At 61.1% G+C, this 26629-nt stretch carries 25 protein-coding genes; 10 read left to right on the forward strand and 15 right to left on the reverse strand.

Annotation, left to right across the window (positions count from 1 at the left end; all coding sequences use genetic code 11):
* Positions 1 to 106 precede the first annotated feature (106 nt).
* From AZF01_RS19955 to AZF01_RS24350, 7 genes are all read right to left on the reverse strand, one after another.
* Positions 107 to 1588 carry a mannitol dehydrogenase family protein gene (locus tag AZF01_RS19955; protein WP_061449838.1) on the reverse strand — a complete coding sequence of 494 codons (1482 nt, stop codon included), beginning with the start codon at positions 1586 to 1588 and terminating at the stop codon, positions 107 to 109.
* Positions 1589 to 1640: 52 nt separating this feature from the next.
* On the reverse strand, positions 1641 to 2642 hold the full coding sequence (locus AZF01_RS19960) for an ABC transporter ATP-binding protein (protein WP_061449839.1): 1002 nt from the start codon (positions 2640 to 2642) through the stop codon (positions 1641 to 1643).
* A gap of 11 nt (positions 2643 to 2653) precedes the next feature.
* Positions 2654 to 3484 carry a carbohydrate ABC transporter permease gene (locus tag AZF01_RS19965; RefSeq protein WP_061449840.1) on the reverse strand — a complete coding sequence of 277 codons (831 nt, stop codon included), beginning with the start codon at positions 3482 to 3484 and terminating at the stop codon, positions 2654 to 2656.
* A gap of 2 nt (positions 3485 to 3486) precedes the next feature.
* Positions 3487 to 4359, reverse strand: a complete 873-nt coding sequence (locus AZF01_RS19970) for a carbohydrate ABC transporter permease (protein WP_061449841.1) — start codon at positions 4357 to 4359, stop codon at positions 3487 to 3489.
* Between the two features lie 200 nt (positions 4360 to 4559).
* Positions 4560 to 5873: a sugar ABC transporter substrate-binding protein gene (locus AZF01_RS19975; RefSeq protein ID WP_061449842.1), complete on the reverse strand. Its 1314-nt coding sequence runs from the start codon at positions 5871 to 5873 to the stop codon at positions 4560 to 4562.
* Positions 5874 to 6081: 208 nt separating this feature from the next.
* On the reverse strand, positions 6082 to 7038 hold the full coding sequence (locus tag AZF01_RS19980; protein WP_061449843.1) for a sugar-binding transcriptional regulator: 957 nt from the start codon (positions 7036 to 7038) through the stop codon (positions 6082 to 6084).
* Positions 7004 to 7183: a hypothetical protein gene (locus AZF01_RS24350; protein WP_197489624.1), complete on the reverse strand. Its 180-nt coding sequence runs from the start codon at positions 7181 to 7183 to the stop codon at positions 7004 to 7006. Before AZF01_RS24350 ends, AZF01_RS19980 begins: the two co-directional genes overlap by 35 nt.
* 29 nt (positions 7184 to 7212) lie before the next feature.
* Between AZF01_RS24350 and AZF01_RS19985 the strand changes: the two genes are divergently transcribed.
* The gene (locus tag AZF01_RS19985; RefSeq protein ID WP_061449844.1) at positions 7213 to 8103 is read left to right on the forward strand and encodes an NAD(P)-dependent oxidoreductase; all 891 of its coding nucleotides are present in this window, start codon (positions 7213 to 7215) and stop codon (positions 8101 to 8103) included.
* A 220-nt stretch (positions 8104 to 8323) separates the two neighbouring features.
* On the opposite strand, the gene dnaQ is transcribed toward AZF01_RS19985, so the two are convergent.
* From dnaQ to AZF01_RS20010, 5 genes are read right to left on the reverse strand one after another with little or no spacing between them, the layout of a single operon-like run.
* Positions 8324 to 9037, reverse strand: a complete 714-nt coding sequence (gene dnaQ, locus AZF01_RS19990; protein ID WP_061449845.1) for a DNA polymerase III subunit epsilon — start codon at positions 9035 to 9037, stop codon at positions 8324 to 8326.
* Positions 9038 to 9046: 9 nt separating this feature from the next.
* Positions 9047 to 9658 (reverse strand): dephospho-CoA kinase, encoded by a 612-nt coding sequence (coaE, locus tag AZF01_RS19995; RefSeq protein ID WP_061449846.1) that lies wholly within the window; start codon positions 9656 to 9658, stop codon positions 9047 to 9049.
* Entirely contained in the window at positions 9655 to 10515 is an 861-nt protein-coding gene (locus AZF01_RS20000) for a shikimate dehydrogenase (protein WP_061449847.1), read from the reverse strand. Before AZF01_RS20000 ends, coaE begins: the two co-directional genes overlap by 4 nt.
* Entirely contained in the window at positions 10508 to 11113 is a 606-nt protein-coding gene (locus AZF01_RS20005; RefSeq protein WP_061449848.1) for a Maf family nucleotide pyrophosphatase, read from the reverse strand. The genes AZF01_RS20000 and AZF01_RS20005 overlap by 8 nt, the downstream gene beginning before the upstream one ends.
* Before the next feature lie 30 nt (positions 11114 to 11143).
* On the reverse strand, positions 11144 to 11965 hold the full coding sequence (locus AZF01_RS20010) for a pyruvate, water dikinase regulatory protein (RefSeq protein WP_061449903.1): 822 nt from the start codon (positions 11963 to 11965) through the stop codon (positions 11144 to 11146).
* 410 nt (positions 11966 to 12375) lie between these two features.
* Between AZF01_RS20010 and hemE the strand changes: the two genes are divergently transcribed.
* The 8 genes from hemE to AZF01_RS20050 all read left to right on the forward strand — a co-directional run bounded on the left by hemE (position 12376) and on the right by AZF01_RS20050 (position 21237).
* Positions 12376 to 13401 (forward strand): uroporphyrinogen decarboxylase, encoded by a 1026-nt coding sequence (gene hemE / locus AZF01_RS20015; protein ID WP_061449849.1) that lies wholly within the window; start codon positions 12376 to 12378, stop codon positions 13399 to 13401.
* Between the two features lie 32 nt (positions 13402 to 13433).
* A complete protein-coding gene (gene hemJ / locus AZF01_RS20020) occupies positions 13434 to 13976 on the forward strand; it encodes a protoporphyrinogen oxidase HemJ (RefSeq protein ID WP_061449904.1) in 543 nt (180 codons plus the stop codon).
* Between the two features lie 197 nt (positions 13977 to 14173).
* Positions 14174 to 15439, forward strand: coding sequence for a transcription termination factor Rho (gene rho / locus AZF01_RS20025; RefSeq protein ID WP_156484752.1), 1266 nt, complete (start codon positions 14174 to 14176; stop codon positions 15437 to 15439).
* 166 nt (positions 15440 to 15605) lie between these two features.
* Complete coding sequence (gene mnmE, locus AZF01_RS20030) at positions 15606 to 16916, forward strand: tRNA uridine-5-carboxymethylaminomethyl(34) synthesis GTPase MnmE (protein WP_061449851.1); 1311 nt, start codon at positions 15606 to 15608, stop codon at positions 16914 to 16916.
* Between the two features lie 108 nt (positions 16917 to 17024).
* A complete protein-coding gene (gene mnmG, locus AZF01_RS20035) occupies positions 17025 to 18887 on the forward strand; it encodes a tRNA uridine-5-carboxymethylaminomethyl(34) synthesis enzyme MnmG (RefSeq protein WP_061449852.1) in 1863 nt (620 codons plus the stop codon).
* Between the two features lie 9 nt (positions 18888 to 18896).
* Positions 18897 to 19520, forward strand: a complete 624-nt coding sequence (rsmG, locus tag AZF01_RS20040; RefSeq protein ID WP_061449853.1) for a 16S rRNA (guanine(527)-N(7))-methyltransferase RsmG — start codon at positions 18897 to 18899, stop codon at positions 19518 to 19520.
* 17 nt (positions 19521 to 19537) lie between these two features.
* The gene (locus AZF01_RS20045) at positions 19538 to 20329 is read left to right on the forward strand and encodes a ParA family protein (RefSeq protein ID WP_061449905.1); all 792 of its coding nucleotides are present in this window, start codon (positions 19538 to 19540) and stop codon (positions 20327 to 20329) included.
* 26 nt (positions 20330 to 20355) lie between these two features.
* Positions 20356 to 21237 carry a ParB/RepB/Spo0J family partition protein gene (locus AZF01_RS20050; RefSeq protein ID WP_061449854.1) on the forward strand — a complete coding sequence of 294 codons (882 nt, stop codon included), beginning with the start codon at positions 20356 to 20358 and terminating at the stop codon, positions 21235 to 21237.
* Between the two features lie 235 nt (positions 21238 to 21472).
* On the opposite strand, the gene holA is transcribed toward AZF01_RS20050, so the two are convergent.
* The 3 genes from holA to leuS all read right to left on the reverse strand — a co-directional run bounded on the left by holA (position 21473) and on the right by leuS (position 25779).
* Complete coding sequence (holA, locus tag AZF01_RS20055) at positions 21473 to 22513, reverse strand: DNA polymerase III subunit delta (RefSeq protein ID WP_061449855.1); 1041 nt, start codon at positions 22511 to 22513, stop codon at positions 21473 to 21475.
* Positions 22514 to 22601: 88 nt separating this feature from the next.
* Positions 22602 to 23156: a hypothetical protein gene (locus tag AZF01_RS20060; protein ID WP_245308951.1), complete on the reverse strand. Its 555-nt coding sequence runs from the start codon at positions 23154 to 23156 to the stop codon at positions 22602 to 22604.
* Positions 23149 to 25779 (reverse strand): leucine--tRNA ligase, encoded by a 2631-nt coding sequence (gene leuS, locus AZF01_RS20065; protein WP_061449857.1) that lies wholly within the window; start codon positions 25777 to 25779, stop codon positions 23149 to 23151. The genes AZF01_RS20060 and leuS overlap by 8 nt, the downstream gene beginning before the upstream one ends.
* 174 nt (positions 25780 to 25953) lie before the next feature.
* Between leuS and AZF01_RS20070 the strand changes: the two genes are divergently transcribed.
* Complete coding sequence (locus AZF01_RS20070; protein ID WP_061449858.1) at positions 25954 to 26625, forward strand: YggS family pyridoxal phosphate-dependent enzyme; 672 nt, start codon at positions 25954 to 25956, stop codon at positions 26623 to 26625.
* Positions 26626 to 26629: the final 4 nt, after the last annotated feature.

The following is a 26629-nucleotide window of genomic DNA, read 5'->3' on the forward strand; positions in this document are numbered from 1 at the left end:
CGTCAAACCTTCCGACAGCGCAGGGCCGCCCCCCGCGAAGTCGCGAGCGTGACGAGAAAGAGAGGCGCCGGGCGCCTCGGGCCCGTATCGGTTTCAGCCGGATGGCCTATGCCAGGTCGCCGGCAATATAGCGCTTCAGCGTTTCGGCGGTTCCGACGGTCCTCAGGCTTTCAAGCGCCGTCGAAAAGCGCCTGCGGAAGGTTTCATTATCGGCGATCGAACCAAAGATGGCGCGGTCCTGAAGGAAGATCATCGGATCCTGCCTGCTTTCAAGCGCCGCCTTGTGCAGGCGGTCCGCGCTTTCGTCGTTAAAGCGGATTTCCCTGCCGCTGTCGGACGTGCCCTCGAAATAGCGGCACCAGAGCGCCGAGACCAGTGCGAGGCCGACGACGTCCAGCGCCTTCTCGAGCCGGGCGGCGGTCGAGGGCAGGATGAATTTCGGCTGACGGTTCGAGCCGTCGAGCGCCAGCCGTTCGATCGTGTCGCCGATCTTCGGATTGGCGAAGCGGCGGGCGATCAGTTTGTAGTAACCGGTGAGATCGGTATCGGGCACGGGCGGCACGATCGGGATGATCTCGTCCTTTTCCAGCTTTTCGAGAAAGGCGGCGATCAGTTCGTTTTCCATCGCCTCGTGGACGAAGTGGATGTCGAGCAGCTCGCCCGGATAGGCGATTGCCGCATGGCCGCCGTTGAGGATCCTGAGCTTCATCAGTTCGTAAGGGCTGACGTCGTCAACAAAGGTGACGCCGACCTCTTCCAGCGCCGGACGGCCGAGCGGGAAATCATCCTCCAGCACCCATTGCTTGAAGCCTTCGCAAAAAACCGGCCAGTTATCCTCAATGCCGTATTCGTCGCGCGTGATGTCACGCTCGCGCTTGCCGGTCGCCGGTGTGATCCGGTCGACCATGGCATTGGGAAAGGCGACATTCTCGCGGATCCATCCAGCGAAAGCGGGATCGGAGAGTTCGGCAAGGCCGGAAACCGTGGCTTTCGTCACCGCGCCGTTATGGGGGATGTTGTCGCAGCACATCACGGTAAACGGCGGAACACCTTCCGCGCGGCGCTTTTTGAGACCGGCGATGATCAGGCCGAAAGCCGTCTTCGGCACATCCGGATTTTTACCATCGGCGACGATTGCCGGATGGGCCGGGTCGAACTTGCCGGTTGCCGGATCGATGAAATAGCCGCCCTCCGTCACCGTCAGCGAGACGATGCGGATTGCCGGATCGGCGAGCCTTTCGATCATCCCCGCATAATCCGGCGGCGCGATCATGTCGATCATCGCGCCGGTGATGGTTGCAGCACTTGCATCGGCCTCCTGATCAACCACCGTCGTCAGAAAGTCCTGGCCGGCAAGAATCTCGCGCATCTTCGTGTCGGAAGGCATGACGCCGGCCCCGACGATCGCCCAGTCAAGATCCCGGCCCTTGTTGAAGAGCTCATGCAGATAGACCGCCTGATGCGCCCGGTGAAAATTGCCGACGCCGAAATGGAAAATGCCGGCGGAAAGGGCGCTGCGGTCATAGGCCGGAATGGCCGCCCTGTCCGCGTGCTGGTCAAGGCTTTCGAGATTGAGGGGCTTTGTCATGTTTCAGTTCCGCTATTGGCATTTCGGTATTCGATCGGAAGCGGGACGGTTGCTACCGTGTCGCCAGACCGTTTGCGTCGAACCGGTAGAGCCGTTCCGGGTCGGGCGAGATGAAGACGGTATCGCCATGGCGGACCGGAAACTCGCCGTCCGTGCGGGTAGTGATATGGCCGAGCTCCGGCACATCCACATGCAGGAAGGTGTCGGAGCCCAGATGTTCGGAAACCGCGACCTTGCCTTTCCATCGGCCGCTTTCGGTGGACAAGGCGACATGTTCGGGCCTTATACCGATCGTGTGGGCGCCGAATTCCTCCGCCGTTTTGCCGTCGATGAAATTCATCTTCGGCGAGCCGATAAAGCCTGCGACGAACAGGTTGGCGGGGCTGCGGTAGAGTTCCAGCGGCGAGCCGACCTGCTCGATATTGCCGGCGCGCAGGACCACGATCTTGTCGGCCATGGTCATGGCCTCCACCTGGTCATGGGTCACATAGATGGACGTCGCGCCAAGCTGCTGGTGCAGCTCGGATATCTCAAGGCGCATATTGACCCGGAGCGCCGCATCGAGGTTCGACAGCGGCTCGTCGAACAGGAAGCATTCCGGCGATCGCACGATCGCCCGGCCGATGGCGACGCGCTGGCGCTGTCCGCCGGAAAGCGCGCGCGGCTTGCGTTCCAGATAGTCGGTCAGGTTCAGGATCTGCGCCGCCTCGTTGACCTTGCGGTCGATCTCGGCCTTGTCCATGTTCGCCATTTTCAGCGGAAAGCCGATATTGGATCGCACGCTCATATGCGGATAAAGCGCGTATGACTGGAACACCATGGCAAGGCCGCGCTTGGCCGGCGGCTTGGCGGTGGCATCCTCGCCGTCGATCAGGATGCGGCCGCCGGAAACATCCTCGAGCCCCGCGATCAGGCGCAGCAGCGTGGATTTACCGCAGCCCGAAGGGCCGACGAAGACGACGAATTCGCCGTCGTTGATTTCGAGATCGATGCCGGGAATGACGGCATGTTCGCCAAAGCGCTTGGAGACGTTTTCAAGTCTGATGCTGCCCATTGGTCTTGTCCTTATTTAACCGCGCCGAAGGTGAGCCCGCGCACGAGCTGCTTCTGCGAAAACCAGCCGAGGATGACGATCGGCGCAATCGCCATGGTCGAGGCGGCGGAAAGCTTGGCGTAGAACAGGCCTTCCGGGCTCGAATAGGAAGCGATGAAGGCCGTCAGCGGCGCCGCCTTGGAGGCCGTCAGGTTGAGGGTCCAAAAGGCTTCGTTCCAGGCAAGGATGATATTGAGAAGAAGGGTCGAGGCGATGCCCGGCACCGCCATCGGGGTGAGCACATAGATCAGCTCCTTGCCGAGCGTCGCGCCGTCCATGCGGGCGGCCTCGAGAATTTCGCCGGGGATTTCCTTGAAATAGGTGTAGAGCATCCACACCATGATCGGCAGGTTGATCAGCATCATCACCACGATCAGGCCGATGCGCGTGTCGAGCAGGCCGAGATCGCGGAAGATGATGTAGATCGGCACAAGCACGCCGACGGCCGGCAGCATCTTGGTGGAAAGCATCCAGAGCAGCACGTCCTTGGTGCGGGGCGTAGGCGAGAACGCCATCGCCCAGGCAGCCGGCACGGAGATCAAAAGCCCGATCACCGTGGAGCCGAGGGAGATCGCCACCGAGTTCCAGAAATGGTGGAAATAGCTGGAGCGCGCCTGCACCTCCACATAGTTCTCCAGCGTCCAGCGGAAAAACAAAAACGAGGGTGGCGAGGAAACAGCCTCGCTTTCCGTCTTGAAGCTCGTCAGCACCGTCCAGAGGATCGGAAAGAAAATGAGGAGTGCTACGACCCACGCAAGAAGCGTGAAGGCCAGCTTTTTCTGCGTCGTGACCTGGCGTGCCATCGTCAGTCCTCCAGATTCTTGCCGATCATCCGCACCAGGAAGATCGCAACGATATTGGCGAGAATGACGGCGATGATGCCGCCGGCAGAAGCGCCGCCTACGTCGAACTGCAGCAATGCCTGCATGTAGACGAGATAGGTGAGATTGGTGCTCTCCGTTCCCGGGCCGCCATTGGTGGTGACCAGGATTTCGGCGAAGACCGAAAGCAGGAAGATCGTCTCGATCAAAACGACGACGGTGATGGCGCGGGCCATATGCGGCAGAATGATGTAGATCAGCCGGTTCCAGGCGTTCGCCCCGTCCATTTCGGCCGCCTCCTTCTGCTCTTCGGACAGCGACTGAAGCGCGGTCAGAAGAATGAGCGTGGCGAAGGGCAGCCACTGCCAGGCGACGATCAGGCTGATCGAGGTGAGCGGGATCGATGACAGGAAGTCGATCGGCTGGATGCCGATGAAGCGCGCGAGCGAGGCGAACAGCCCGTTGACCGGGTTCATCAGCATGTTCTTCCACACGAGCGCCGAAACCGTCGGCATGACGAAGAAGGGAGCGATCACCAGAATGCGGACAATGCCCTGGCCGAAAATCGGCTGGTCGAGCAGCAGCGCCAGCGCGATGCCGCCGACAACTGTGGCAAACAGCACGCCCCCGACGAGGATCAGCGTATTGCCGATCGCCTGGAAGAAGGCCGGATCGGTGAGGAAGAAGCGGTAGTTCATGAAGCCGGCAAAGCTCTCCGTTCCCGGCATCAGCAGATTGTACCGGAGGAAGGAGAAGTAGACGGTCATCGACAGCGGAACGATCATCCACAAGAGGAGCAGAATGACCGAGGGCGCCATCATCAGCCGCGCCGCGTTTCGGGTATGGGTCGTCGCCATTTCGGTTTTCCCCGCTCTGTGAGGCGGGCCGCATATCCGGCCGCGTCACGTCATAATAGTTCCGCAACGGGCTTTGCCCGGCACCGGAAATCGCGAGAGCCGCCGACGGCAAAACGCGCGGCGGCTCTCAAGAACAGTTTGGCAGAAAGGAAAAGGCGGGCGGCCGGACAACGGGTTCCGACCGCCCTCAGGAGGAAGCCTTACTTCGGGTAACCAGCCTTCATCATCTCACGCGCGGTGAGCTGCTGCGCATTCGAGAGCGCCTGGTCGGCCGTGGTGTTGCCGGCAAGAGCTGCCGAGAACTGCTGACCAACCGCGGTGCCAATGCCCTGGAATTCCGGGATCGAGACGAACTGCGCGCCGGTATAGGGGATATCCTGAACCGAAGGCTTCTTGGTGTCGACCGCGTTGATCGATTCCAGCGTCATCTCGGCGAAGGGGGCTGCCTTCTGGTAGTCCGCGTTCTCGTAAAGCGAGGTGCGGGTGCCGGGAGGGGCCGCGCGCCAGCCGTCCTGTTTCGCAACAAGATCGGTATAGTGCTTGGAGGTTGCCCAGGCGACGAAGGCCTTGGCCGCATCGGCCTTGGTCGTCGAAGCCGGGATGGCGAGGTTCCACGACCACAGCCAGTTGCCGCGATTGCCGATATCGCCCTTTTCCGGGAAAAGGGCGAAGCCGACCGAATCGGCGACCTTGGATTCATCCGGATCGGTCACGAAGGAAGCGGCGACCGTGGCATCGATCCACATGCCGCACTTGCCCTGCTGGAACAGCGCCAGATTTTCGTTGAAGCCATTGGAAGAAGCGCCGGGCGGACCGTAGTTGTTCATCAGGTCCAGATAATCCGTCAGCGTCGCCTTCCATTCCGGCGTGTCGAACTGGGGTTTCCACTCCATGTCGAACCAGCGCGCGCCGTAGGAATTGGACATGGCGCCGAGGAAGGCCATGTTCTCGCCCCAGCCGGCCTTGCCGCGCAGGCAGATGCCGTAAATGCCGGCATCCTTGTCCGTCATGGCGGCGGCCGCCTTCTTGATGTCGTCCCATTTCGGTTCGGCCGGAATGGTTACGCCGGCCTTTTCAGCCAGATCCGTGCGGTACATGACCATGGCGCTCTCGCCGTAGAAGGGCACGGCATAAAGCGTATCATCGACCGAAAGGCCGCCGGCGATCGCCGGCAGAAGGTCGCCCGCGTCATAATCGGCGGGCAGATCGTTAAGCGCCAGGAGCCAGTCCTGCTTTGCCCAGATCGGAACCTCGTAATTGCCGATGGTCAGCACGTCGTACTGGCCGCCCTTGGTGGCGATGTCGGTGGTCACCTTCTGGCGCAGCACGTTTTCCTCAAGCGTGACCCACTCAAGTTCGATATCGGGATGCTGCGAGGTGAAATCGTCGGTGAGCTTCTGCATGCGGATCATGTCGCCGTTGTTGACGGTGGCAATGGTCAGCGTTTCGGCCGAAGCGACGCCGGTGAGCGCCGCAAGCGAGCACGCGCCCAGAAGTATCGTGTGCAGTCTCATACTCGTTCCTCCCTCAGAATTGAGCAATAGCTTACGATGTGGGCAATTACCCATCATTCATTGCTAAGTGTCAAGTGGGCGAATGCTCATACTTTGGGCGAATGCAACATCCTCCTGTTTTTCAAGAAGAAATTCTCAGCATGATCACAGCGCCACAACAGTGAACTGCTGCAGCGATCGCGATCAGAGTCGACAGATGTCGGAAAAGTCAGTCCTGCAGCAGCAGATAACGCGCCGCGTCCTCGTCGGTGATCAGGGCATTGATCAGGCGGCCTCTCAGCGCGCCGCGGATGGCGCGGTGCTTGGGCTTGCCGCGGGCCATGCCGAAGATGATCGTATCCTCGGTCGAGGGCAGGGGGATGCTGGCGACGCGCTGGTTGATCGGGTGATCGAGCAGCCTCCCGTCATCATTGAAAAGCCAGCCGCAGATCTCGCCCGCCGCGCCAACGGCCACCAGTTCCTCCATCTCGCCTGCGGTAAGAAAGCCGTCCAAGAGCAGAGGACCCTTCGGGCCGAGCTCGCCGATGCCGACGAAGGTGACATCGGCCTTGCCGCCAAGCTCCAGCGTCGGCTTCACCAGCGGCTGGGCGTGGAACAGGGCGCGTTCCTCCGGCGTCGACACCAGAACCGGCAGCGGCATCGGAAAATGCCGCGCCTGGATGGCGTCGGCCATCAGAAAGATGACGTTGTAATAGGCGGCCGAGCCATCGGGGCTGATGTTGCCGGTGAGGGAGACGATACGGTGTTGCGGGCAGGCCATCGGCGGCAATTGCTCCACCGCCGAGCGCAGCGTGCGCCCCGTGCCCATGGCGAGCACGGTCGGCTCGTTTCGCTTCAGCCAACGCTCGATCTCGGCCGCGCCTTCCTCGGCTATGCCGGTCGGCGCCGTATCACTGTTCGGATCGCTCGGCACGACCTGCACCTGCTTCAGCCCGTAACGCTCCTGAAGCGCCGCCGAGAGCGCCATGCATTCGGCGATGGGGTGGTCGAGGCGCACCTTGATCAGCCGTTCGGACATGGCAAGCGAGACGAGGCGCTGCGCGCTCTGGCGCGAAATTCCCATGGCGGCGGCGATCTCGTCCTGCGTGCGACCCGCCACATAATAGAGCCAGCCGGCCCGAGCCGCCTCGTCAAGCCGCGATGCGCTGCCGGATTTTTTCGCCATTTTCTCGCTTACCCCGCCTGGTTGACCCCTCGTCAATATCGCGCGCCAGAATAGCCATGTCATGGCCGCCCTGCCAAGCGGCCCCGTCAAAAGCCGCTAAAATCGATTTGACGCCTCGTTCCGATCGTTGCACGATCCCGTCCATTCGAGGAGCATCCCAAGAGCGAGGAAAAAATGACGAAACGCATCGTTTTCACCGGCGGCAGCGGCAAGGCTGGCCGCGACGTGATCCCCTATCTTCTCGACAGGGGACATGACGTCCTCAATCTCGATCTGGTCGCGCTCGATCATCCGGACGTCACGACGCTGATCACGGATCTGACCGACAGCGGCCAGGTGTTCAATGCCATGTCCATGCATTTCGGCATGGACCGCTATGAGAACGGCAAACTGCCGGAAGCACCCGACGCAGTCGTCCACTTCGCTGCCATTCCGCGCGTGATGATCACGCCCGACAACGTCACCTACCAGACCAATGTGATCTCGACCTACAACGTAATCGAGGCGGCGATGAAGCTCGGCGTGCGCAAGGTCATCATTGCCTCCAGCGAGACCACCTACGGCGTCTGCTTTGCCGAGGGCGACCGGGACTTTCACGCCTTTCCGCTGGAAGAGGATTACGATGTCGATCCCCTCGACAGCTACGGGCTCTCCAAGGTCTGCAACGAGAAGACGGCGCGCGCCTTCGCGCTGCGCTTCGGCGCCGATATCTATGCGCTCCGGATCGGCAATGTCATCTCGCCGGACGATTATGCCAAGTTCCCGGCCTTCCTCGCCGATCCGCCCTCACGCAAGCGCAATGCCTGGAGCTATATCGATGCGCGCGACCTCGGGCAGATCGTCGATCTCTGCCTCGAGAAGGACGGTCTCGGCTTCGAAGTCTTCAACGCCACCAATGACACGATCACGGCCAACGAGAAGACGGTCGACTTCCTGAAGAAATACGCACCGAACACGCCGATCACCCGGGAGATGGGCGATTACGAAGCGCCGCTTTCCAACCGCAAGATCCGCGAGGTTCTGGGGTTTGAGGAACAGCACGACTGGCGCAAATATGTGAAGTGAAGACAGGGGGCGTTGCCCCACCAATCTCTCCCCTTGAGGGAGAGATGCCCCGAAAGGGGCAGAGAGGGGTGAACCCCTTCAACGAACGCGGCCTATGCGGCTCATGCCCTTTACCCCCCTCTGTCGCTTTCGCGACATCTCCCCCTCAAGGGGGGAGATCGGTGGGCGGAAGATCGGCCAGCACCTGATTTCGGCAACAGCCTAACCAGACAGCCGCTCCTCACGTCCCCGAAACGCTGTGCCACAGCGCCTTGTCGCCGATCTCGGCGAGCATTTTCGCGTGCGCCTCGGCCTCTTCCGCGTGAACGCGCGAGGGGAGCGGGCGGGGGCGGACGAGGGGCGGCAGCTTGCGCAAATTGCCGTCGCTGTCATATTCATCCGCCGAGCCCGCATTGACCAGGCGAAAGGCCGCCTGACGCCCGCCAGACATCTCGATATAGACCTCTGCCAGCAATTCCGCATCGAGAAGCGCGCCGTGCTTGGTGCGGTGGGCATTGTCGATCGAATAGCGCTTGCAGAGAGCGTCGAGGCTGTTGGGACCCATCGGGTGCTTGCGGCGCGCAAGCGCCAGCGTGTCGACCACCATCTCCTGGTCGATCGGCGGTTTGCCGAGCCGGCCGAGTTCGGCGTTGATGAAGCCCATGTCGAAGGCGGCATTATGGGCGATCCAGCGGGCGCCGTCAAAAAAGGCCAGGAGATCGTCGACCACATCGGCAAAGACCGGCTTGTCCTTCAGGAACTCGTCCGAAATGCCGTGCACCTGAAGTGCTTCCGGATGCACGGTCTTGCCGTCCGGATTGACATAGACATGGAAGGTCTTTCCGGTCGGGAAATGGTCGATCAGCTCGACGCCGCCGATCTCGATCAGCCGGTCGTCATTCTTGTCCATGCCCGTTGTTTCGGTATCGAAAATGATATCGCGCGTGACCTTCATCACCGCTCCTTAGTCTTTCTGCGCCGCGTCGTCCGCCGCCTTGTTCTTCAGCTCGGCAATGATGTGACCGACCGCCGCCCGCGCCTCGTCAATGCCGTGCCCCGTGTCGACAATATAGTCGGCCCGCGCGCGTTTTTCGCCATCGCCAAGCTGGCGTTTCAGCACTGTTTCGAACTTTTCCACTGTCATATCCGGCCGCGCCAGCACGCGTTCGCGCTGGATCGCGGGATCGCAGGTGACGACGAGCACGTAATCGACGGCGCGCTCGGCCCCGGTCTCGAACAGGAGGGGGATGTCAAGCACGGCGATCGGTGCTTCGTCGGCGCGCGCCTTTTCCAGGAAGCGGTCGCGCTCCTCGCGCACCAGCGGGTGGACGATCGCCTCCAGCTTCTCGAAATTTTCCGGCTTGCCCGCAAGCGCCCTGCTGAGGCGCGCGCGATCGATTACGCCATTTTCGACAACGCCCGGAAAGGCGGCCTCGACCGGGGCCACGGCCCGGCCGCGATAAAGCGCATGCACCACCTCGTCGGCATTTTGTACCGGTATGCCGGCCTCGGTGAAAAAGCCCGCCGTGGTGGACTTTCCCATGCCGATCGATCCGGTGAGGCCGAGAATGATCATCCGTTCGCCTCAAGATCGGCGATGATTTCATTTCTTAACGCGTCATCGACCTCGGGCTTCCTGCCGAACCATTTTTCAAAACCCGGCACGGCCTGATGTAAAAGCATGCCGAGGCCGTCCGCCGTCCTCAACCCATGCGCCTTCGCCTGTTTCAGGATCGGCGTTTCGAGCGGCACATAGACGATATCGGCTACAATGGCGTTTTCGGAGAGGAGGCCGAAGTCAAAGTCCGGCACGGCGCCGCCCTTCATGCCGAGCGACGTGGTGTTGACGAAAAGGCCGGCACCTTTCATTACGTCGGCAAGCCGGTCCATGTCATGCGCATCGACGCGGTCGCCAAGCCGCGCGGCCAGTTCGGAGGCCCGCGCCAGCGTGCGGTTGATGATGTGGATGTGGGAAATGCCGCGTTGTTTCAGCGCCATGACGATCGAACGCGCGCTGCCGCCGGCGCCCAGCACTACGGCCTTTTCCGCATAATCCCAGCCGGGATGCGCCGCGTCGAGATTGCCGGTAAAGCCGAGGCCGTCCGTATTGGCGGCATGAACGCGTCCGTTTTCGACCCACAACGTGTTGGCAGCGCCCAGAAGCGTGGCATTTTCATCGGCCTCGTCGGCAAGCTCGAAAGCGGCCATCTTGTGGGGGATGGTGACATTGCAGCCGACGAAACCGGCTTCGCCGGAGCGCAGACGATCGATGAAGCCCGCGATTTCCCCCGGGGCCACGTCTTCGCGCACATAATCCCCGGAAATCCCGTATTTCCTCAGCCAATAGCCGTGAACCAGCGGCGAGCGGGACTGGGAAACGGGATGGCCGATGACGCAGGCCCGCCGCAGATGGGTTTCACGTGAATCAGTCATGCAATGCTCCGAGTTTGCGCAGGGCCGCCAGCAACTGAAGCATCGGCATGCCCAATATCGTGAAGAAATCGCCGTCGATCCGCTCGAACAGTCGCACGCCCGGGCCTTCCAGCTGGTAAACGCCCGAGGAAAACAGCACTTCGTCGGAAAGGCGCGCCAGATAGCGGTCGATCTCCGCCTCGTCGAGCGGGCGCATGTGCAAGGCCGCCGTCTCGCAGGCCTCGAACAGGATCTCGCCGTCACGGGCAATCGCGAAGGCGCTCATCAGGTAATGCGTCTTGCCGGAGAGACGCTTCAGGTGCTCGCGCGCTTCCTCCCGGTTTTCCGGCTTGGAATAGGGACGACCCTCGAACGCCATCACCTGATCACCGCCGATGACGAAAGCGCCTCGCGCGCGGCCCGCGACGTCGAGCGCCTTTGCCCGCGACAAAAGGCCGGCGAGAAATTCCGGCGTCGCGCCGGTCTTCAGAAAGGGTGCTTCCGTTGACCGTTCATCCACATGCGGGCGCATGCTGGAAAAGGCAATCCCCGCGTTGGCGAGCAGCGCCCGCCTTGAAGGACTGGTGGAGGCCAGGATGATCGCTTCATTCTTCGGCATCGGCGCTTTCCTCTCGCAGCTCCGGCGTGACTATTTCAGCTCGTATTTCAGGGCAAGAATGGCCGCCGCCGTCTCCTCGATCGAGCGGCGCGAGACATCGATGATCGGCCAGTTGTTCTGGGCGGCGAGGCTGCGGGCATATTTCAGCTCCTCGGCAATCACCGCGCGATCGGTATATTCGCTCTTGCCCTCGTCCGCGCCGCTGCCGAACTCGCGGAACTCGCGCACCTGGGATATCCGTCCCGGCGAGGCGATCAGGCAGACGATCTGCGGCCTCTTCGCGCGGTAGAGACTTTCGGGCAGTTTCATTCCCGGCACGATCGGAATATTGGCCGCCTTCACGCCGCGATTGGCGAGATAGACGCTCGTCGGCGTCTTCGACGTGCGGGAGATGCCGAGAATGACCACATCGGCCTCGTCATAGGTCTCCGGCATCTGCCCGTCATCGTGATCCATGGCGTAGTTCAGCGCTTCGATCCGGGCGAAATAGTCCTCGTCCAGGCTGTGCTGGGCGCCGGAGCGCCTCCGCGAAGCCGTGCCGAGATAGGACTGGAACACCCTGGCGACCGGATCGAGAACGTTGACGCAGGGCACATTCATGTCCCGGCACATTTCTTCCAGAAGCGCGCCGAGTTCTTCATTGACCACCGTATAGAGAACGATGCCCGGCGCCTCGTCGATTGCCCTGAGCACGGCGAGCACCTGCTTGCGGCTGCGCACCAGCGGATAGACATGTTCGATCGGCTCATAGCCGCCGAACTGGGCGGAGACTGCGCGGCCGGTGGAGATCAGCGTCTCGCCCGTCGAATCGGAGATCAGATGGAGGTGAAAGAAGTTTTTGCGGTTTTCCACGATGTCCTTCGCCTCCTGTTCATAACGCTGGACAAAACGGGGCGAATGCGAAGCGCCGGTTTTGGCCTGTGGGTTGTCTTGCGATTTATCCACATATCCTTTTTCGTTGAATAGGTTCAAACGCCGCTGTTGAAAACGGGGAAAAGAATGGCTTTCGCGGCAAAATTCCAGTGGTTTTGCACAGGCCGACGACCGCCATCGCAACAGGCCAAGGATTTGAATCCATGAAATATTCCATGCGGATCCCCACAATTGCCATCAAGGCGGTATTTTAATCCCGCTGAAGAACGCCGAATGCGTGGAAAAGACTCATAATCCCGGAAAACCCTTTAATCCTTGATCCTCACAGACTCTAAGAAATAAAAGGAATCCAGACATAAACAGATTCATTATTTACAAGGGCTGGGGATATGGCAGAACGGACGCTGGAACGCGTGCTTGAAGGCGAAACCGTCAACCCGCCGCCGATCTGGCTGATGCGACAAGCAGGCCGCTACCTTCCCGAATACCGGGCCTTGAGGGAGAAGGCCGGCGGTTTCCTCAACCTCTGTTACAATCCCGAATTTGCAACGGAAGTGACGCTGCAGCCGATCCGGCGTTACGGTTTTGACGCTGCCATTCTGTTTTCGGACATTCTGGTGATCCCCGACGCCCTGAAATGCGGGGTTCGCTTTGAAAAGGGCGAGGGACCGCGCCTTGATCCGATCGCGGTCGGCGATATCGCCGCACTGGAAACCCGTTACGAAGCTGATACGCTTGATCCGGTCATTGAGGCGGTCGGGCGTATCCGGAAAAACCTGTCCCCTCAGACGAGCCTTCTCGGCTTTTGCGGCGCGCCCTGGACCGTGGCGACCTATATGATCGCGGGGAAGGGGACCAGCGACCAGGCGCCGGCCCGGCTTTTCGCCTATCGGCACAGGACGGAATTCCTGAAGCTTCTCGATCTGATCGCCGATCTTTCCGCCGACTATCTGATCCGGCAATTGAAGGCGGGCGCCGACGCGGTGCAGATTTTCGACAGCTGGGCCGGCGTGCTCGGCGAAGAGGATTTTGCCGATTTCGCCGCGCGTCCCGTCGCCCGGATCGTCAGGACGGTGCGGCAGGCCGTGCCGGGAGCGAAGATCATCGCCTTTGCCAAAGGCGCGGGCGCCAATCTTTCGACCTACCGGCAGAAAACCGATGCCAATGCGATCGGCCTCGACTGGACGGTGCCGCTCGCCATTGCCAAGGAGCTGCAGAAGGATGGACCGGTGCAGGGCAATCTCGATCCACTGTCATTGGTTGCGGGTGGTGATCTGATGAAAGCGCGTGCGACCGCTATTGTTGAAGCCTTGTCGGACGGTCCGATGATCTTCAATCTCGGACACGGGATCACGCCGGAAGTGGATCCGGAAACAGTCGCTACGCTCGTCAAGCTGGTGCGCGGCGAGAAATAAATCTTATAAAACAAATATATGCGGAGGAAATGATGACGGAGCAGGGCGAAACGGGGAAGGTCGCGGGCAGGAAGTCGGCGAGCCGGGCAATGACGGCGCTGCTTCTGTTCCTGTTCGTCTGTCTCGGACTCTTCGTCTTCCAGCGCGACAGTTTCTATCTCTGGGCGACGGCCATTCACGTGATCGCGGTGATCTCATGGATGGCGGGCATGTTCTACATGCCGCGGCTTTTCGTCTATCACGCCGACAGCGCGCCGGGTTCGGAGAAGTCGGAGACTTTCAAGGTGATGGAATATCGTCTGATGAAGGTGATCATGAACCCGGCCATGATCCTGACCTGGATCTTCGGCCTTTATCTGGCCTGGGACGGCGGATGGCTCTCCGATGGCTGGCTGCATGTAAAGCTTTTCGCCGTCTTCCTGATGTCCGGTGTCCACGGCTATTACAGCAAGGCGATCAAGGATTTTTCCGCCGACAAGCGTTCGACGAGCGCCCGGCACTGGCGTATCGTCAACGAGGCGCCGACCGTGCTGATGATCATTGCCGTGATTATGGTGATCGTTAAACCCTTTTAATCGTTTGATAAATGGTTTGGCGCGTTTTCCGAGGCAAAAACGCGTATTTGCTCTTGTAACGACACGGGCAAATCAGTATCTTCCAGCCGACCCATCCAAAAAGGCTGTGCAATAATACCCCTGCGCCAATCCGAATTGGCACTGCTCCACCAGTGCAACCGGCCTTTCGATCATCACAACAATTCACGGTTTACTTCATGTCTCAAATGAAGCTTCAGGAACTGAAGAGCAAGACACCAACCGACCTCCTGGCCTTTGCCGAATCGCTCGAGGTCGAGGGCGCCAGCACGATGCGCAAGCAGGAGCTGATGTTCGCCATTCTCAAAGTGCTGGCCACGCAGGATGTCGAGATCATCGGCGAGGGCGTCGTCGAGGTTCTTCAGGACGGCTTTGGCTTCCTGCGTTCGGCAAATGCCAATTATCTGCCGGGTCCGGACGACATCTATATCTCTCCCTCCCAGATCCGGCGTTTTGCGCTGAAGACGGGCGATACTGTCGAAGGCCCAATCCGCGGACCGAAGGAAGGTGAGCGTTATTTCGCCCTTCTGAAGGTCAACACGATCAATTCCGACGATCCGGAGAAAATCCGTCACAAGGTCCATTTCGATAATCTGACGCCGCTTTATCCCGATGAACGGTTCAAGATGGAACTGGAGAACCCGACATCGAAGGATCTCTCGCCGCGCGTCATCGACCTCGTCGCGCCGCTCGGCAAGGGACAGCGCGGACTGATCGTCGCGCCGCCGCGCACGGGCAAGACGGTTCTCTTGCAGAACATCGCCCATTCGATCACGGCCAATCATCCCGAATGCTTCCTGATCGTTCTCTTGATCGACGAGCGTCCGGAAGAGGTGACCGACATGCAGCGCTCGGTGAAGGGCGAGGTCGTGTCGTCGACCTTCGATGAACCGGCCGTACGCCACGTTCAGGTCGCCGAAATGGTGATCGAGAAGGCCAAACGCCTGGTCGAGCACGGCCGCGACGTCGTCATCCTGCTCGATTCCATCACCCGTCTCGGACGCGCCTACAACACCGTCGTACCGTCTTCCGGCAAGGTGCTGACCGGCGGCGTCGATGCCAACGCCCTGCAGCGGCCGAAGCGCTTCTTCGGCGCGGCGCGCAATATCGAGGAGGGCGGTTCGCTGACGATCATCGCCACGGCCCTGATCGACACCGGCAGCCGCATGGACGAGGTAATCTTTGAGGAGTTCAAGGGCACCGGCAACTCGGAAATCGTGCTCGATCGCAAGGTCGCCGACAAGCGCATTTTCCCGGCGATCGATATCCTCAAGTCGGGCACGCGCAAGGAGGACCTGCTTGTCCCGCGTCAGGATCTGCAGAAGGTCTTCGTGCTGCGGCGGATTCTTGCGCCGATGGGCACGACCGACGGCATCGAGTTCCTGATCGACAAGCTGAAGCAGACGAAGAGCAATGCCGAGTTCTTCGAATCGATGAACACCTGAGGAAAGTTGAGGCCGGGACCCGGAAGGGCCTGGCCGGATCTGGGTCGCGGGCAGCGGTGTCGTTGCCAAAGCGACCGATGACCGGTTTCTGGGTGACACCCGAATTCTGATTAAAGTATTGAAATATATAAATAATTTTGAACTCGATCTGTCATAGGCGCGTCTCATGCGATCGACCGATACGATTTTTGCCCTCTCAAGCGGCGCTTTACCCTCTGGCGTTGCGGTGATCCGCCTGTCGGGCGCAACAGCGTTCGATATCTGTGTCGGGGTTGCCGGCCGGGTGCCGCCGGCACGTCAGGCGCGATTGATGACCCTGCGGGATGCGGAAGGCGTTTCCATCGACCAGGCTCTGGTGCTGGCCTTTGCCGGGCCGGCTTCCTTTACCGGCGAGGATTGCGTCGAGTTTCATCTCCACGGCGGCCGCGCCGTGGTGAATGCCATGCTCGCCCGGCTCGCTGCCTTTCCTGGGGCGCGCCATGCGGAGGCCGGCGAGTTCACCCGCAGGGCCTTCGAGAACGGCAAGCTCGATCTTGTGGAAGCCGAGGGACTTTCCGATATCATCGTCGCCGAGACGGAAATGCAACGCCGGCTTGCGATGGAACAGGCAAGCGGCAGGCTGTCTGGACTCTATGAGCGTTGGGCCGAGGCGCTGACGCATGCGCGCGCCATGATCGAGGCCGAATTGGATTTCTCCGACGAGGACGATATACCGGGCTCCGTTTCCGCCACCATCTGGCAAAGCGTCGATGGCGTGGCTGCCCAGATCCGCAAGCATCTTGCGGAGCTTCACACGGGAGAGATCATCCGGGACGGCTACCAGGTGGTGATTGCCGGGGCGCCCAATGCGGGAAAGTCGAGCCTTTTGAACGCTCTCGCCAAACGCGATATCGCCATTGTCACCGACATTGCCGGTACCACTCGGGATATTCTCGAGGTTCACCTCGACATCGGCGGTTATGCTGTTCGTCTTTATGACACGGCGGGCCTGCGCGAGACCGAGGACAGGGTTGAAGCCGAGGGCGTGCGACGCGCCCGCGCCCTGCTGGAGAACGCCGATCTTGTTCTATCGCTTGCCGACATGACGGGCGTTGCCTTGCCTGAGGCCTTTCCGGATCGCGATTGCCTGCTCGTGGGAACCAAGTCCGATCTTGCATCGGGCGGAGGCGGCTTTGATCTGGTGCTCTCGGCCGAGACCGGGGAGGGGATCGATCGGCTGATTACTGCGATCTCTAATCGGCTTTCCGCGCGGGTGGCGGGCTCATCGCTAAGCCTTCCGGTGCGCGCGCGGCAGGCAGACTATCTGCGCTTGGCGCTTGCCGCGCTTGAGGAGGCTGTGGAGGCCCGCGAATTATCGCCGGAACTGCCATCGGAATCCCTGCGTCGTGCCGCCGAGGCTCTGGGTCAGATCACGGGCCGGGTAGATGTCGAAGATCTTCTCGACGTGATCTTTTCGTCCTTCTGTGTTGGCAAGTAGACCGTGTTTCACGTGAAACAATCTTGACTCTCCGGGGGCAAGACGGCAAAACCATCGCCAAAACAAGGGTTCCGGCCAGCGGTCGTCGAGCCTGAACGGAGCTTTTTCATGAGCGATCATTTTGATGTCATCGTCATCGGCGGTGGGCATGCTGGATGCGAGGCTGCTTCCACGGCCGCGCGGAGCGGCGCGCGGACGGCGCTGATCACCCATAAGCGTGAGACGATCGGCGTGATGTCTTGCAATCCGGCCATTGGCGGGTTGGGGAAGGGGCATCTCGTTCGCGAGATCGATGCGCTTGACGGGCTGATGGGCCGCGTCGCCGATGCTGCCGCGATCCAGTATCGGATGCTGAACCGGCGCAAGGGACCGGCCGTTCGCGGACCGCGCAGCCAGGCAGATCGCCGCCTCTACCGGGAGGCAATGCAGGCCGCGCTGGCGGAGATCGACAATCTCAGTATCATCGAAGGCGATGTCTTCGATGTCGAGACCGACAATGACCGCGTTGTCGCCGTCGTGACGGAGGACGGGCGGCGGTATGGCTGCGGAGCCGCTGTGCTGACGACAGGCACGTTCCTGCGCGGGCTGATCCATATCGGCACACGGAAGATCCCGGCTGGCCGGGTCGGCGAGGCGCCCTCGGTCGGGCTGTCGCAAACGCTGGGTCGCCTTGGGCTAGCGCTCGGCCGGCTGAAGACGGGCACGCCGGCGCGACTTGACGGACGGACCATCGATTGGGCCTCGCTCGATCGGCAGAAAGCTGATGACGACGCCGTTCCGTTTTCTTTCATGACAGCCGGCGTAAAGAACCCGCAGATCGATTGCGGCATCACACGCACGACGCCCGACGTCCACGCGATCATTCGTGACAATATAGGCCTCTCTGCCATGTATTCGGGACAGATTGAGGGCGTGGGGCCACGCTATTGCCCGTCGATTGAAGACAAGATCATGCGCTTCGGCGATCGCGACGGACATCAGATTTTTCTGGAACCGGAAGGCCTGGATGATCATACCGTCTATCCCAACGGCATTTCGACCTCCTTGCCTGAGGCGGTTCAGCAGGCCTTTATCCACGCGATTCCCGGTCTTGAAAGGGTCTCGATCCTTCAGCCCGGCTATGCGATCGAATATGACCATGTCGACCCACGCGAGTTGAAGGCGTCTCTGGAGCTGAAGAAGATGCCCGGTCTGTTTCTGGCCGGCCAGATCAACGGCACGACCGGTTATGAAGAGGCGGGCGCCCAGGGGTTGGTCGCGGGGTTGAATGCCGCCCGGTTTGCCGGCGACTCCGAGCCCGTGATTTTGTCGCGGACTGACTCTTATATTGGCGTGATGGTTGATGACCTGACGACGCGCGGCGTTGCGGAGCCTTATCGCATGTTCACTTCGCGCGCCGAGTACCGGCTGACGCTTCGGGCCGACAATGCGGATGAGCGCCTGACGCCGCTTGCGATCTCGCTGGGCATCGCCTCGAACGCAAGGCGTTCGCTGTATGAGGACTATGCCTTGCGTCTGGAGCGGGCGCGGACGGCGCTGAAGGCACGTTCGGTGACGCCGAATGAGGCCACAGGCCATGGGCTCAAGCTTAACCAGGATGGCCAGCGCCGTACGGCCTATGATCTTCTTGCCTATCCTGGACAGGATTTCGACGGGTTGATCGCCATCTGGCCGGAGCTTGCCGAGACGGACGAAAAAGTCCGCGGCGCGATAGAGATCGAGGCGGCTTATGCGGTTTATCTAGATCGGCAGGCCGCAGATATTTCCCAGATGCGCAAGGATGAGGGCAGGGTGATCCCCGACGACTTTGACTATGCGGCGTTGCCGGGCCTTTCCAATGAGCTCAAGGGCAAGCTTGCGAAGGCGCGCCCGGCGACGATTGCCCAGGCAAGCCGGATTGACGGGATGACGCCGGCCGCACTTTCCCTGCTGTTGGTGCGGTTGAAGACCGGCCGTGCGGCCGCGGCTTGAAGGTGACTGATGAAACTGAACGGCCGAACCGTTTCACGTGAAACACAAGACCGCCTCGAGGCCTTCGCGGGGCATTTCGAAAAATGGGCGAAGGCCATCAATCTGGTCGCGCCATCAACGCGGCAGCAGTTCTGGGATCGTCATGTCGCCGACAGCGCGCAGGTCTTCCAGCTGTCGCCGGAGCCGAAAACATGGATCGATATCGGTAGCGGCGGCGGATTTCCGGGCCTGATCACGGCAATCCTGCTGGCCGAACAGGGCGAGGGCTGGGTGCATCTCGTCGAGAGCAACAACAAGAAGGCATCCTTTCTTCGCACAGCGATCCGTGAGACCGGCGCGCGCGCCAGCGTGCATGCAATCCGCGCAGAAGCGGCGCCGGCCGAAATCGTGGAGGGGGATGCGATGTCGGCGCGCGCGCTCGCCGATCTTTCGCTGCTTCTGGAATATGCCGCACCCTGGTTTTCGGGGCGGCCTGCTTTCCGCGCGTTTTTCCACAAAGGCCGGGATTTTCGGCGCGAGGTCGACAAAGCGCGTGACCATTGGGACTTCGATCTGGTAAAACATGAAAGCAAGGTTGAACCCGGCTCCGTGATCCTGGAAATATCGCGCCTTGCGTCGTTGTCGGCCTCTTGAAACTGGCGGAATGGTCAATGAATCGTAAAACGCGTGTCATCACGGTCGCCAACCAGAAGGGTGGCGTCGGAAAAACCACCACGGCCATCAATCTGGCGACCGCGCTTGCGGCGATCGGCGAGAAGGTCCTGGTGCTCGATCTTGATCCGCAGGGCAACGCCAGTACCGGCCTCGGAATCGAGCGCGATCAGCGGGAGTTTTCGGCCTATGACGTTCTGGTTGGCGACAAGACGATCGTTGAGGCTGCAATCCCCACGGCTGTCCCAAATCTTGATCTGGTGCCGTCGACACTCGATCTTCTCGGCTTCGAGCTTGAAATCGCGTCCGATCCTCGCAGGGTGTTCAAGCTCCGGGATGCGTTGGCCCAGTCGGATGTGAGCCGTTATCGCTATGTCTTCTGTGATTGCCCGCCTTCCTTCAATCTTCTGACGATGAACGCCATGGGCGCCGCCCAGGCCATTCTCGTGCCGCTGCAGTGCGAATTCTTTGCGCTGGAAGGGTTGAGTCAACTGCTCGACACCGTGTCGGAAGTGCGCAGCACCATCAATCCGGGACTCGAGATTCAGGGCGTGGTGCTGACCATGTTTGATTCGCGCAACAATCTGGCGCAGCAGGTGGTTTCCGATGTGCGCGACTATATGGGCGACAAGGTCTACAAAACGCTGATCCCGCGCAATGTGCGTGTTTCCGAGGCACCGTCCTTCGGCAAGCCGGTGATCCTTTATGACCTCAAGTGCCAGGGAAGCCAGGCCTATATTCAGCTGGCCTCGGAAATCATCCAGCGCGAGCGGGCAATGGCGGCGGCTTGAGGCGGCGGCATTGGAAGGTGAATAGCATGAGCGAAGAGAACTCCAAACGGCGGCTCGGCCGCGGTCTTGCGGCGCTGATCGGCGACATCGAAAAGGCGGAGCCGACCGAGCCGGCAACGGTGCAGGTGACGGCGGATCGCCGCATCCCGGTCGAGTTCATCGTCCGCAACCCGCGGAATCCGCGTCGTCATTTCGAGGAAGAAGATCTTCGTGATCTAGCTGCCTCGGTTCGCCAGCATGGCATCGTCCAGCCGGTGGTCGTTCGCACCACTGGCGAGCAGCGCTTCGAGATTATTGCGGGCGAGCGCCGTTGGCGCGCGGCACAGCTGGCCGGTCTATCCGAAGTCCCGGCGCTCATACGCGACGTCGATGACCGTACGGCGTTGGAAATTGCCATCGTCGAGAATGTGCAGCGCGCCGATCTCAATCCCCTGGAGGAGGCGAACGGCTACGAATTGCTGATGGCGGAACATGGCTATACGCAGAATGATCTCGGCGAGATCATCGGCAAGAGCCGGAGCCATGTCGCCAACAGCCTGCGTCTGCTGAAGCTGCCCGAAGGCGTTCGCACCATGCTGGCGGAGGGCGCTCTGTCCGCCGGCCATGCTCGCGCCTTGATCTCAACGCCGGATCCGCTGGCGCTGGCGCAGACGGTCGTGCAGAAAGGCCTGTCGGTGCGCGAGGCAGAAAAGCTTGCGCAAAAGGCGATTGATGGCGGCGGTCTCCGCGCCCCGCGCCCCGCCAAGCAGAAGGATGCCGATACGCTGGCGCTGGAACGCTCGCTCTCCGATCGTCTTGGATTGGCGATCACCATTGATCACAAGAACGACGGCGGACAGATCAGAATCGCCTACAGTTCGCTCGACCAGCTTGACGACATTTGTCGACGCCTGGAGCGCAACCCTTGAGATTGTACCATATCAATTTGAAATGATACAATTTTCTCTCGCTTTTTCAAGATGATGCAGAGGATTTGCTGCGTCAGCGGTGTCTTGATGCGCATCAGCAGTAACCCGCGCAGCGGCCTCGTCGCAGAAGGGTCTTGTGGTCCCTTGCTGATGCCATGCATCGCGCCCTGCAAGGATCCGACCGCGAGCTGAATATCAGCGGCTGGTTTTCGGAAGGCCGACACGTTCCGCTCGGTTAGCCGCCGCGTCTGTTCGAACGCAGCGTCAGCGCCAGCAGCGTATGCATCGCGATGCTCTCTTCGAGCGCCGGGTAGCGCCTGGTGTTCAGCACCGCATCCGAGAGCATTCTGAGCGCGCGTTCGGCGGCGTTGCCGTTCCAGGCGGAAAGCGCCTTTTCGAAGATCGGCTTGCGGCGAAAGAAGATCTGGCGTCCGTGGCTTTGTATCACCTGGCTTGCGGCAACGCGTTTGCTCTCCATCTCGGCCCGCATCTGGTCGAGCAGATGGAACTGGCGGATGCAGCCGTTGAGGATCATGAAAATCGGCGTCTTGGACTGCGAGACCTTGGCCATGGCGTGCCTGAGAGCCGCCACGTCGCCGGAAAGCACGGCATCTACGGCATCATCGGCGGAAATTGCGCTAGCATCGCCGATCACGGCCGCGACGTCTTCTTCCGTGATCATCTCCAGCCCGCGGCCGTAGAGCGCAAGTTTCTCGATCTCGTTGCGCGTGGCCAGGCGGTCACCGCCGATCATGGACACGAGAAGCTGCCGCGCCTGCGGCGTAATTCTAAGTTCCGCCTCGCCAAGTGTCTGATCGATGAGCGCATTGAGCGCGCGGGCGTCATCGGCATAACAGGGAATGGCGGCGATCTGCCGTGCGCTCTCCGCGGCCTTGCGCATGGCCGTTCCCTTGCGCAGATCCCCGGCTTCGATGATCAGATACGCGCTCTCGGGCGGGTTTTCGGAAAGCGTGTTGAGCGCGCTCGTGAGCGCCTTGTCATTGCCTCCCGCGCGCACCCAGACAAGCCGTGACCCGCCGAAAAGCCCGATCGCGTTCACCTCGTCAACGATGCGTCCGGGATCACCTTCAACATCACCGATGTCGAGTTTCATCACCGAGAAAGGGTCGTCGAGCGGTACGCCCGATGCCCTGGCGATCAATCCGGCGCGCTCGCTGACAAGACCACGGTCCGGCCCATAGACAAGGAACAGGCGATAGCGCCCGGCGTCCTGTCGCAGAAATTCGTCGAACTTGTAGGACTTGATTTCCGTCATTGTTTCGCCGGTTCAGATTGCTCGCGCTGGGCCACTCGCTCGATCGCTGAGGCCGCGCGGCCATGATAGCGTTTTCGGGCGGGTTCGCCTATTCGGCAAGCGGCTTGGGCAGGTCGAGCGGCGGTTCCTCGTTCAGCGCGATCGCAAGATCGGCATTAATGATCTCGGCCACTTCCCTGGAGGCGCGCTGCTCGGCGTCGCGAATGGCCCTCAGCTTGGCAAATTCCTGCGAGGGAAAATCGAGAAGGGCGGTCGCCCGACGCCGGCCGGTCGCCAGAAGCTTGTTGTCCTCGCGCCGCCTCAGGGCAAAGTCTGCCGTGACGATGGTGCGCCCGGCGCTGGCCGTATCCGAACTGTCGTCCTGCAACAGTTCCGATGTGACGGCGAAGGCGGAAAGGTCGACGTCATATCTGGCGTTGATACTCTCGCCGGCGCCGCCGCTCGTCAGGAAGATCAGCTCGTTACGGACATATTGCGCAACCGGCGTCGTCGGCACGGAAAAGGCGAGTTCGTGCATTTTCGCGTTCAGCGCCGTGCCCTCCGCGCCGCCGTAAAGCGGACGTACCTGGCACGAGGCAAGCATGGAAACGGCGGCAAGGGCGCCAAGCGAAAGGGCAAGCGCTTTCAGGCGTGATCTAGACAACAACATTCACGATCCTTTGCGGCACGACGATGATCTTGCGCGGCTCCTTGCCGTCCAGTGCGCGTATAACGGCCTCAAGCGCCAGCACCGCCGCCTTGATGCTCTCCTGATCGGCATCGCGCGCCACGGTCAGTTCGGCGCGCTTCTTGCCGTTGATCTGGACCGGCAGCATCACCTCATTGTCGGCGGTCAGGGCCTCGTCATGCTTCGGCCAGGCCGCCATGGCGATCATACCCTTCGCGCCGAGCGCCTGCCAGCATTCTTCGGCCAGATGCGGCATCATCGGTGCAAAACAATGGGTGAGGAACAGGCTTGCCTGTTTCAGCGCGCCCTTCAACTCGTCATCGGCCTTGTCGACTTCCGAAAGCGGCTGGGCCAGCACGTTCACAAGTTCATAGATGCGGGCGATGGCCTTATTGAAGGCAAGTCCGTCAAGATCGGCGGCAACGGCCTTCAGCGTCTTGTGGGCGGCGCGGGAGATTTCCAGCGCCCTGCCGTTCTCGCCCGCCTTAGCGTCAATGCCCGCAAGGGCAGGGGCCGCCTCGGAAATAAGCCGCCAGATGCGCTGCACAAAGCGGAACGTGCCCTGAACGCCGGCCTCGGTCCAGACCACGTCGCGGTCCGGCGGGGAATCCGACAGCACGAAAAAGCGGGCCGTATCGGCCCCATATGTCGCCAGGATATCATCCGGGTCGATGACGTTCTTCTTCGACTTCGACATCTTCTCGATGGCGCCGATGGCAACCTCTTCGCCGGTCTCGGTCAGGATCGCCTTGCGGGCGCCGTCCGTTTCCTCGATCGTCACATCGCTCGGCGATACCCAGCGGCCGGATGTGCCGCTGCCGCCGAGGCGATAGGTTTCGTGCACCACCATGCCCTGGGTGAACAGGCCCTTGAACGGCTCGTCATGGTTCACATGGCCGGTGGCTTTCATGGCGCGCGTGAAGAAGCGCGAATAGAGCAGATGCAGGATCGCGTGCTCGATGCCGCCGATATACTGGTCGACCGGCAGCCAGCGGTCGGCAATCGCCGGGTCCGTGGGGGCGTCTTCGTGAGGTGCGGTGAAGCGGGTGTAATACCAGCTCGAATCCACGAAAGTGTCCATCGTGTCCGTCTCGCGCCGCGCATCCTTGCCGCATTGCGGGCAGGCGACATGGCGCCAGGTGGCGTGCCGGTCGAGCGGATTGCCGGGCTTTTCGAAATCGATGTCGTCCGGCAGCTTTACCGGCAGATCGGACTTCGGAACCGGCACGACGCCGCAATCATCGCAATGGATCACCGGGATCGGGCAGCCCCAGTAGCGCTGGCGGGAAATGCCCCAGTCGCGCAGGCGGAAATTGACCTTGCGTTCGCCGCGCGGCGCGGCGCGCACGATATCGGACTCAAGCTTGAGCGCGATTGCCTCGAAGGCATCGTCCGTGCTCATGCCGTCAAGGAAGCGCGAATTGATCATCACGCCGTCATCTGTATAGGCCTCTTCGCCGATCTCGAAGGTCGCCGCATCGCCATCCTTCGGCATCACTACCGCGGTCACCGGCAGTCCGTATTTACGGGCAAAGTCCAGGTCGCGCTGGTCGCCGGAGGGGCAGCCGAAGATGGCGCCCGTGCCGTAATCCATCAGCACGAAATTGGCGACGTAAACGGGCAGTTCCCAGGCCTCGTCAAAGGGATGGCGCACGCGGATGCCGGTATCGACGCCCTTCTTTTCCGCCGTTTCGAGGGCCGCCAGAGAGGTTCCGGCGCGACGCGTCTCCTCGCAGAAGGCGGCGACCTTGTCGTCATGCTTCGCGGCTTCCTTCGCCAGCGGATGGTCGGCGGAAATCGCCATGAAGGAAGCGCCGAAGATCGTGTCCGGACGGGTGGTGTAGACCGTCAGTTCCTCATGGCTGCCGGCCTTCTCCGCACCGTCGGAAATGTCCCAGCGCACCATCATGCCCTCGGAGCGACCGATCCAGTTTTTCTGCATCAGCCGCACTTTTTCCGGCCAGCCGTCCAGCGTGTCGAGCGCATCGAGCAGGTCCTGGGCAAAATCGGTGATCTTGAAGAACCACTGCGTCAGCTCTCGCTGTTCGACCAGCGCGCCGGAGCGCCAGCCGCGGCCTTCGATCACCTGCTCATTGGCAAGGACGGTCATGTCGACCGGGTCCCAGTTTACCTTGGATTGCTTGCGGTAGACGAGGCCCTTTTCCAGCATATCGATGAAGAGATGCTGCTGGCGCTGGTAATATTCGACATCGCAGGTGGCAAATTCACGGGTCCAGTCGAGCGACAGGCCCATGGATTTCAGCTGGTTGCGCATCGTGGCAATGTTGTCATAGGTCCAGTCCTTGGGGTGGACCTTGTTTTGCATCGCCGCATTTTCGGCCGGCATGCCGAAAGCATCCCAGCCCATGGGGTGGAGAACGTTGTAGCCGCGGGCGCGCTTGTAGCGCGCCACCACGTCGCCCATGGCGTAGTTGCGAACATGGCCGATATGAATGCGTCCCGAGGGATAGGGAAACATCTCAAGCACGTAGTAGGTCTCGCGCGGGTCGGCATTGTCGGTGACGAAGACATTGTCTTCGTTCCACTTCTTCTGCCAATTCGGTTCGACTTTGCGCGGGTTGTAACGTTCAGAGGCCATATCGGTGCTACTCGGTCATTTTCTTGGTCATTTTGGCGGTGAGCTTCATCATGAAAGCGCCCCAGCGTCAAGTTATACGGGGCGATTTGCCGGTATGGGAAAGCGGTGTGGACCCGTTGCGGCGCGCCATGCGTTTGCCATAAGGTGCGGCGGCGGAAAAAGGAGTTGAAACCGATGGGTGTTGCCGAAAATCTTGAGGACGTGCGTGCAAGGATTCTCGCCGCCGAACATGAGGCCGAACGTCCGGAGAATGCGGTCACGCTGGTGGCGGTCTCCAAGACCCACGAGGCCGATGTCATCCGCGCGGCGATCGCGGCGGGGCAGCGGGTCTTCGGCGAAAACCGGGTCCAGGAAGCGCTGAAAAAGTTTCCGGCGCTGAAGGAAGAGACGCCGGATATCGAACTCCGCCTCATCGGGCCGTTGCAGTCCAACAAGGCGGAAGACGCGGTGAAGCTTTTCGATGTGATCGAAAGCGTCGATCGGGAAAAGATCGCCCGCGCGCTTGCGAAGGAAATGCAGAAGCAGGGCAGGGCGCCGAGACTTTACGTGCAGGTCAATACCGGCAACGAGCCCCAGAAGGCCGGCATCGACCCGCGTGAGGCGCAAGCCTTTCTCGATCTTTGCCGGGATGAGCTTGGGCTCGAGATCGAAGGCCTGATGTGTATTCCGCCGGCGGGCGAAAATCCGGGCCCGCATTTCGCTCTGCTTGCCGATCTCGCCAAGGAAAACAACGTGCCGAAGCTCTCCATTGGCATGTCCGGCGATTACGAGATCGCGGTCGCCTTCGGCGCCACCAGCGTGCGCGTCGGATCCGCGATCTTCGGCGAACGGGATTATCCGGTCTGAGGCA

Source organism: Martelella sp. AD-3, from assembly GCF_001578105.1.
GTDB lineage: Bacteria > Pseudomonadota > Alphaproteobacteria > Rhizobiales > Rhizobiaceae > Martelella.

What these genes read in the sequence shown, in the direction of transcription:
- AZF01_RS19955 (WP_061449838.1), bottom strand. Translation starts at nt 1,588, where the DNA reads ATGACAAAGCCCCTCAATCTCGAAAGCCTTGACCAGCACGCGGACAGG.
- AZF01_RS19960 (WP_061449839.1), bottom strand. Translation starts at nt 2,642, where the DNA reads ATGGGCAGCATCAGACTTGAAAACGTCTCCAAGCGCTTTGGCGAACAT.
- AZF01_RS19965 (WP_061449840.1), bottom strand. Translation starts at nt 3,484, where the DNA reads ATGGCACGCCAGGTCACGACGCAGAAAAAGCTGGCCTTCACGCTTCTT.
- AZF01_RS19970 (WP_061449841.1), bottom strand. Translation starts at nt 4,359, where the DNA reads ATGGCGACGACCCATACCCGAAACGCGGCGCGGCTGATGATGGCGCCC.
- AZF01_RS19975 (WP_061449842.1), bottom strand. Translation starts at nt 5,873, where the DNA reads ATGAGACTGCACACGATACTTCTGGGCGCGTGCTCGCTTGCGGCGCTC.
- AZF01_RS19980 (WP_061449843.1), bottom strand. Translation starts at nt 7,038, where the DNA reads ATGGCGAAAAAATCCGGCAGCGCATCGCGGCTTGACGAGGCGGCTCGG.
- AZF01_RS24350 (WP_197489624.1), bottom strand. Translation starts at nt 7,183, where the DNA reads ATGGACGGGATCGTGCAACGATCGGAACGAGGCGTCAAATCGATTTTA.
- AZF01_RS19985 (WP_061449844.1), top strand. Translation starts at nt 7,213, where the DNA reads ATGACGAAACGCATCGTTTTCACCGGCGGCAGCGGCAAGGCTGGCCGC.
- dnaQ (WP_061449845.1), bottom strand. Translation starts at nt 9,037, where the DNA reads ATGAAGGTCACGCGCGATATCATTTTCGATACCGAAACAACGGGCATG.
- coaE (WP_061449846.1), bottom strand. Translation starts at nt 9,658, where the DNA reads ATGATCATTCTCGGCCTCACCGGATCGATCGGCATGGGAAAGTCCACC.
- AZF01_RS20000 (WP_061449847.1), bottom strand. Translation starts at nt 10,515, where the DNA reads ATGACTGATTCACGTGAAACCCATCTGCGGCGGGCCTGCGTCATCGGC.
- AZF01_RS20005 (WP_061449848.1), bottom strand. Translation starts at nt 11,113, where the DNA reads ATGCCGAAGAATGAAGCGATCATCCTGGCCTCCACCAGTCCTTCAAGG.
- hemE (WP_061449849.1), top strand. Translation starts at nt 12,376, where the DNA reads ATGGCAGAACGGACGCTGGAACGCGTGCTTGAAGGCGAAACCGTCAAC.
- hemJ (WP_061449904.1), top strand. Translation starts at nt 13,434, where the DNA reads ATGACGGAGCAGGGCGAAACGGGGAAGGTCGCGGGCAGGAAGTCGGCG.
- rho (WP_156484752.1), top strand. Translation starts at nt 14,174, where the DNA reads ATGTCTCAAATGAAGCTTCAGGAACTGAAGAGCAAGACACCAACCGAC.
- mnmE (WP_061449851.1), top strand. Translation starts at nt 15,606, where the DNA reads ATGCGATCGACCGATACGATTTTTGCCCTCTCAAGCGGCGCTTTACCC.
- mnmG (WP_061449852.1), top strand. Translation starts at nt 17,025, where the DNA reads ATGAGCGATCATTTTGATGTCATCGTCATCGGCGGTGGGCATGCTGGA.
- rsmG (WP_061449853.1), top strand. Translation starts at nt 18,897, where the DNA reads ATGAAACTGAACGGCCGAACCGTTTCACGTGAAACACAAGACCGCCTC.
- AZF01_RS20045 (WP_061449905.1), top strand. Translation starts at nt 19,538, where the DNA reads ATGAATCGTAAAACGCGTGTCATCACGGTCGCCAACCAGAAGGGTGGC.
- AZF01_RS20050 (WP_061449854.1), top strand. Translation starts at nt 20,356, where the DNA reads ATGAGCGAAGAGAACTCCAAACGGCGGCTCGGCCGCGGTCTTGCGGCG.
- holA (WP_061449855.1), bottom strand. Translation starts at nt 22,513, where the DNA reads ATGACGGAAATCAAGTCCTACAAGTTCGACGAATTTCTGCGACAGGAC.
- leuS (WP_061449857.1), bottom strand. Translation starts at nt 25,779, where the DNA reads ATGGCCTCTGAACGTTACAACCCGCGCAAAGTCGAACCGAATTGGCAG.
- AZF01_RS20070 (WP_061449858.1), top strand. Translation starts at nt 25,954, where the DNA reads ATGGGTGTTGCCGAAAATCTTGAGGACGTGCGTGCAAGGATTCTCGCC.